The 6,049-nt window shown below is 41.6% G+C and carries 5 protein-coding genes; 4 read left to right on the top strand and 1 reads right to left on the bottom strand.

What is annotated here, in order from left to right; all coding sequences use genetic code 11:
* Window positions 1-406: 406 nt before the first annotated feature.
* On the bottom strand, window positions 407-3,670 hold the full coding sequence (locus tag Q8M98_10905; GenBank protein MDP3115264.1) for a tetratricopeptide repeat protein: 3,264 nt from the start codon (window positions 3,668-3,670) through the stop codon (window positions 407-409).
* A gap of 780 nt (window positions 3,671-4,450) precedes the next feature.
* On the opposite strand from Q8M98_10905, the gene Q8M98_10900 reads away from it, so the two are divergent.
* The 4 genes from Q8M98_10900 to Q8M98_10885 form a co-directional block, all read left to right on the top strand.
* On the top strand, window positions 4,451-4,876 hold the full coding sequence (locus tag Q8M98_10900; GenBank protein MDP3115263.1) for a glycoside hydrolase family protein: 426 nt from the start codon (window positions 4,451-4,453) through the stop codon (window positions 4,874-4,876).
* Window positions 4,873-5,331 (top strand): hypothetical protein, encoded by a 459-nt coding sequence (locus Q8M98_10895; protein MDP3115262.1) that lies wholly within the window; start codon window positions 4,873-4,875, stop codon window positions 5,329-5,331. Before Q8M98_10900 ends, Q8M98_10895 begins: the two co-directional genes overlap by 4 nt.
* The gene (locus Q8M98_10890) at window positions 5,331-5,819 is read left to right on the top strand and encodes a hypothetical protein (protein ID MDP3115261.1); all 489 of its coding nucleotides are present in this window, start codon (window positions 5,331-5,333) and stop codon (window positions 5,817-5,819) included. The genes Q8M98_10895 and Q8M98_10890 overlap by 1 nt, the downstream gene beginning before the upstream one ends.
* Window positions 5,816-6,049, top strand: a 234-nt coding sequence (locus Q8M98_10885; GenBank protein ID MDP3115260.1) for a hypothetical protein, incomplete at its 3' end; no start/stop codon positions are given. The genes Q8M98_10890 and Q8M98_10885, both read left to right, overlap by 4 nt.

Raw genomic sequence — 6,049 nt, 5'->3', positions numbered from 1 at the left:
CCCCCCCCCCCCCCCCCCCCCCCCCCCCCCCCCCCCCCCCCCCCCCCCCCCCCCCCCCCCCCCCCCCCCCAAAAAGCAATGCCACGAGCATTTACTATATTTGCCACTATTTTAGAAATTGAATCTGTCATAAAAACCTCGCTTTTTAAACAATCATTACTAATTTCTTGATCACTCATAAGTTATAAACATCGACAACCGTGCTTTAACATAGTATCACATTACCTCAAAGGCTGATTAAAAATGAGGTTTTCATGTGAAAACGATATATAGTTTACAATCCAAACATTTATCTTACGGTAAAGTAACCAGTATATCGACATAATAATCACAATACGCAAAAACCAAAGCAACTCTCTTCGTCATACGAACTACAAAACACTCCAGGGAAGTCCGATTAAGTAGTTTATTTAATGAAGTTAGATAATCTTGCATGAAACTCTTCTTCTTTTTCTAACTCACCGGTTTTGCTATATAAATCGACGATGTATTCAATGGTATTCTTTGCAGAGGAGTGCGTTGCCCCCAGGGTTTTTTCTATGATATCGAGAGCTTCGTGGAATAACGGTTCAGCTTGCCTCAGTTTGCCTTGTGAAACATATAACCTTGCCAGGCTCAATAACGAAAAAGCAGAGTTGGGGTGTTCCAAACCATTTACTATTACATTTATGTCATGCGCCCTACACAAAAGTGGTTCAGCATCAGAATACTTTTTTAAAAGCACATAGATCATTCCCAGATTATTTAACACTGTTGCTGAAAACCAAAAATCCGGAGCATAATACGTATCAAGGATGGATAGAGCTTCTAAATAAGTGCTTTCAGCCTGACAGAAGTCTTTCTGAATAGAATAAAGATGCCCCAGGTTATTTAGTCTATCTGCTACATTTGATGAATTGGGGCTTGTGGTCATCTCTATTTGTAAAGACCTTCTGAGGAGTATCTCACTGTCAGAATACAAACCTATATCTTTGTAAAACCTGCCCAGATTGTTAATATATGGGGATAAAAGAGGGCTATCTTTACCATGATGGTTTTCATTGATTTCTAACACTTGCTTATAGAAAGATTCTACTTTTGTGAAATCTCTCATATAATGATACAGCAACCCTAAGTGAAACAACGACTCTGCATATTCGGTGCTTTGTTTACCTAATGTAAGTTCCCAATTTGCAATGGATTTTTGGAAATTGAGTTCTGAACGTGCAAGAATAAAAGTGTGCCAATAATATCCACCTGCCCTATCATAGTACTCTGCCGCTTTGATTAACAGATTACCCTTCTCAAAGTGTGTAGCTATTTCTTCTGCATTCTCATCTAAAGAATCAACATATACGATTTCCATTGCTTCTGCTGCAGTCTGATGAAGCCGCTGTAATTTATCGCTTATCATTCTTTGATAGACAACATCTTTGATCAGGATATGAGAAAAAATATAGCGCAACTCATCCAGGTCATTCCAGATGCGGTTTTTAACCCCAGCTTCTAACTCAAACACTGGATCAACTTTGAGCATTTGAGTCAGTACCTTCACATTGAATTCAATACCCAAAACACTGGCATTAAACATACATTCCCGCACTTGCTCCGTAAGGCGGTCTATGCGACTACTGATTATGTCACTAATACTGAAAGAACTCAGATATCCCACTTCCCCCGTAACTATACCCTTTTCACTTATAAATCCACTTTCCATCAGGTAAGAAGTGAGCTGCTCGATAAATAGTGGGTTGCCCATAGATCGAGTGAATATAAGTTGCTGCGTAGCTTCCGGAACATTCTCTAACCTAAGTATGGTTTTGATAAGTTCTATGCTTCCAATATAACTAAGTGAATTCAGTTCGATGTCTATTCTCGTGTACCCATCAAGAGACAAATCCACTCTTTCTCCGCTATCCAGATATCGACAAGGTGTAACAATAATGACTGGATGAACCCATTTATCACTTAGAGCTTGGAAATAAGATTTACTATCCTGATCTAACCACTGCCCATCATCCAGATGAATGATTACAGGTTTTGTTTTTGCCAGTTGTTCCATTAATCGGATAAAAGCAATTCTCAGATGATTTGGTTTCTCCTGCGGTGGGATTGTACTCCAGAAAGATTGAGCCCATTCATATCCCAGTAGAGAAGCTATAACTGACTCTCTGCGTTGCATATCTGCATCACCAGCAGCAATAGGAATCCACAGTGCTCTGAACATTGCAATTCCCGCTTCTTCCGGTAATTGGGGATTGTAATAGAAAACAGAACGAACTATCTGTTTGACTGCTTCTAAAGGTTTAGTCAAAATAGCATCGCAGGAGACGTAAAACTTATGATGAGTACTGGATGAATAATTCGTTAATGCTTCTTTGGTAAGTCTACTTTTCCCGATACCTGCGTCACCCGAAATATAGATTACAGTATTTTCAGTACAACTGTTAACTAAAGTCCTGATTACAACAATTTCTTCATCTCTACCAACAAACCGGCTTTCTTGATGCCATGCAACGTCCTTGGACTGTCTACTTAAACTGTAATATCTAATGGGAAGCGCAAAGCCTTTCAGGTTAAGCGAACCAAGATAATTAAAATCATATTGAGTATTCAGTTCCTGCCACAGATAGGTATCGGTTAAAACTTCTCCTTTTACCGCTTTACACATTAACCTGGCAGCAAGATTCAGAGGTTGTCCCAAAGCTGTATATTCTTTTACTTCTCCACTTCCTGTAAAACCTGCAAAAACACTACCGCAACTAATGCCCAATGCTAATTCAGGATTACTTTCTACAGCTTCTAATGAGAAATTGCAGATACGCTCTAATGTCTTGCCCTCGCTTTTGGGCAACCCAAAGATGATTATGGCGATCAATCCCTTGTCGGTAGCATCATACTTGTTTACAAATCCTCCATATTTGTCGGATAGACTCTGGATGATATTGATTGCTTTTCCTCTATCATCAAGTTCAATTCCCTCAAGATTGGCAAAACAATAAGCCGCATTGCGGATTTCATTTTGTGGATTTATGGCATTGAATCTGGGGCTGATAAACTTATCTTTAAGCTCTGGGGTACAATGAAACTTCAGAGGATTATGTTTAGCAGTGATATTACTTGAGAATAGACGGAAACCGACTTGCTGTTTCTCGAATAGTTTTATACCTATGCTTCTGGCAGCGGAATCTGAATATATAACATCTTCTTTGCAAATTGTCAATTCAGCGAGTTCTATCATTGCATCCCCATAGAACACATATTCACTCTGTAGTTCATTTATAAATATCTGCCAATGGATGTCACCATATCCGATTGTCTGTCTGAGCTTAAAGGGAAAAGCACCAAATGGTGTTTTATACTCAGTCTTGTCTTTAAAATACTCACAAATAGAATTTACGGTAGAGACTATGGATTCTGGAGTAGCTTCTGGGAATAAAGCGCAAACTGCATCACCTGCAAATAGACTAACAAACCCACCGTAGTTACCTATTATATCAATTGGAACACCAAATGCTACGTCCAAAAATCTACTAAGCTCTTCGGCTCCTCGATTACCTTCTTTCTGCAGGGCTGTGCCTATCGATGTGAAATCTGCGACATCGAGCAGTAAGATATATGCAGTGAGAAAACCCTGATACAAATCCTTAGAATATCGATCCAGAATAAACTCAGGTACATATCTAAACATAATGATCCAACTGTAATATTAGCATCGGGTTTTGGGCAATTAAAATGTATATCTCATGAACGCACTATCTCAATTTCTTGTTTATTGATTTCAACGGAGACTTCGTTCTTCTTCTGGTAGGTAGCCGCTTATACAAATCAACTCCATGAGAGAGCGAGAAATCCACGATTGATTTCGATGCATAAAGTAAAGCTTCACATCTGTCTCGTGCATAGTCCAACCCCGGAGATGTATTGAATCCATGAATAATCTGGTTTCTAAAAGGGAGTGCTTCTTTAGTAAGAAAATCCCAATTTGATATCAAAACGGATAACCTAACGGAAGCCCAAGGTTTTTTATTTCGTATTTTATTGTTTTTAGCCACCTGTTTGTCCCAAAGGTTTGAGTATTCGATCAATTTGTGGTACATTTTTATCACAGTGCGAATATCAGCCGTCGGATCAATACCCAAAGACAGGATTGCTCTTCTGAGAGTCCACTCAAAATCTGTAGAAGCAGTAAAACCGCAATACAAACATGGTCTTTATTATAAAAAGACCTTATCATCTGATGTCTCTTTTCAATCGTGTCCGAGACATAAAACATAATCAACTCCTTTATTCATATACGTGACTAACTGCGTGTTTCAAAATTACAACTCGCATTTTACAAGAGTACTACCTCTTGATATTTGTCAACCCCAATTTCTGTCGCATCCTTATGCATCCGTATTTGTGTTTATACAGGGTAGTGGCTTCCTTGCTCTGGATAGAGTATCCGCGGACATCGCAAGGAGATACAATGGAAGCTAACTTATTGGAACGCATGAAAGAACAACTGCTAAGGCATGAAGGTCTGCGGCTTAAACCATACCGCTGTACAGCAGGTAAATTGACCATCGGTATCGGCCGCAATCTCGATGATTGTGGTATCTCCCAGAAGGAAGCTTATGTCCTCTTTGAAGGCGATATTTTGCAGTGTGAGAGGCAAATTCTGTCTGAGATTCCAAAAATCTATCTTCAGATTGATGAGGTACGTAAATCGGTACTGCTGAATATGTGCTTTAACCTGGGCATAAAAGGACTACTTAGCTTCAAAAACACTCTAGCTTTCATTGCTGCCGGAGACTGGGAACGGGCTGCCAATGGCATGCTTGCCTCCAAGTGGGCAAAGCAGGTTGGTCGCAGAGCAATTGAGCTATCCGAACTCATGAGGAAAGGCAAGTGATAGCTATCCCGGTAGAGATCGATGCCATGCTGGCCATACTCAATCTCCCCAAGGAGATGGGTGATAACGGCATATTCAAAGAGCATCGGACTCTGGTTCTGGAGATGATTCGGTCTATTGTATTGCCTGACAGTTATACCCGGGCAATCCAAGAAGACATGCCAGAGGATGACCCCTTCCTTGTCTCTTTTCGTTTTGGGTTCTGCTTCCTGATGCTGCATAGCACAGTCGAGTTTCTCAATTTGAAGACCCTGGGCGAGGGAATAGTCAAGACAGTAGGATTAGACCAGTCTGCTACCGAACTGCTCACAGGGAGCGAAATTGACGCATTCAAAGCTAACCTTGAGCTAAGAGCACTGACCGGGCTTCTTGACTATCTCAATTTGCAAGGTCTGAATCGCCTTGATGAGATGAAACCCAGACCCCCAAGAGTGATCCGGGTGGGAGTGATTTGATGCCGGATAATTATACCACTCCGGATGAACTGATGCGAGATATCTACCTGGCTATCTATGCTGCCTTAGAGAGCAGACTGCATTTGATCGGTTCTGTGATCGATGCAGAGTCCCGCAAGGAGATATTGGCACAGCAGATTTACGATAAAGGCGACTTCTATAGCAATACCGGTTATCTGGTCGAGACGACTGATTCTGCCATGATCCTCCGAGTAGGCTCAAACGTCAAACACGAGCCTTTCGTTTTGGGTGGCAAAGTGCCTTCCTGGACTCCGATCGCTCCACTGATCGCCTGGGTCGAACGCAAGCACCTGTCCTGGACTGATAAAGAGACAGGGAAGCTGCTGACCGTAGCCGAGATCGCTTATCTCATCCGGGGCAAGATCAAGCGGGAAGGCATCGCTGCCCGTAATGTATTTGCTGAGATTATTGCTAACCGGGAGCAGTGGATATACCAACAACTAAGCAGCATCGAGGTGAGTTTATGAACCCCCATGACAAGTTTATCGCAGACCGGAACCGGATAGTCGATGCATTGGGGTTTTCTGATATCCCCACCATCCAATTCAACAAGGATGCCATACCCAAGCAGTTACCTTGTGCTATTGTGATCCTGGACTCAGAGACAGGCAAGAATGGCACTGTTCGCCAGTTTGTGAGTACTGATCTGGCATGGACAGTCTTCCTTATCGTCAATGCTCAGAATGTATCTGATCCG

The sequence above is a fragment of the Candidatus Cloacimonadaceae bacterium genome, assembly GCA_030693415.1.
GTDB lineage: Bacteria > Cloacimonadota > Cloacimonadia > Cloacimonadales > Cloacimonadaceae > JAUYAR01.
Note: the sequence above shows the minus strand (reverse complement) of the source record. Positions and strands in the feature narration are given on the sequence as shown.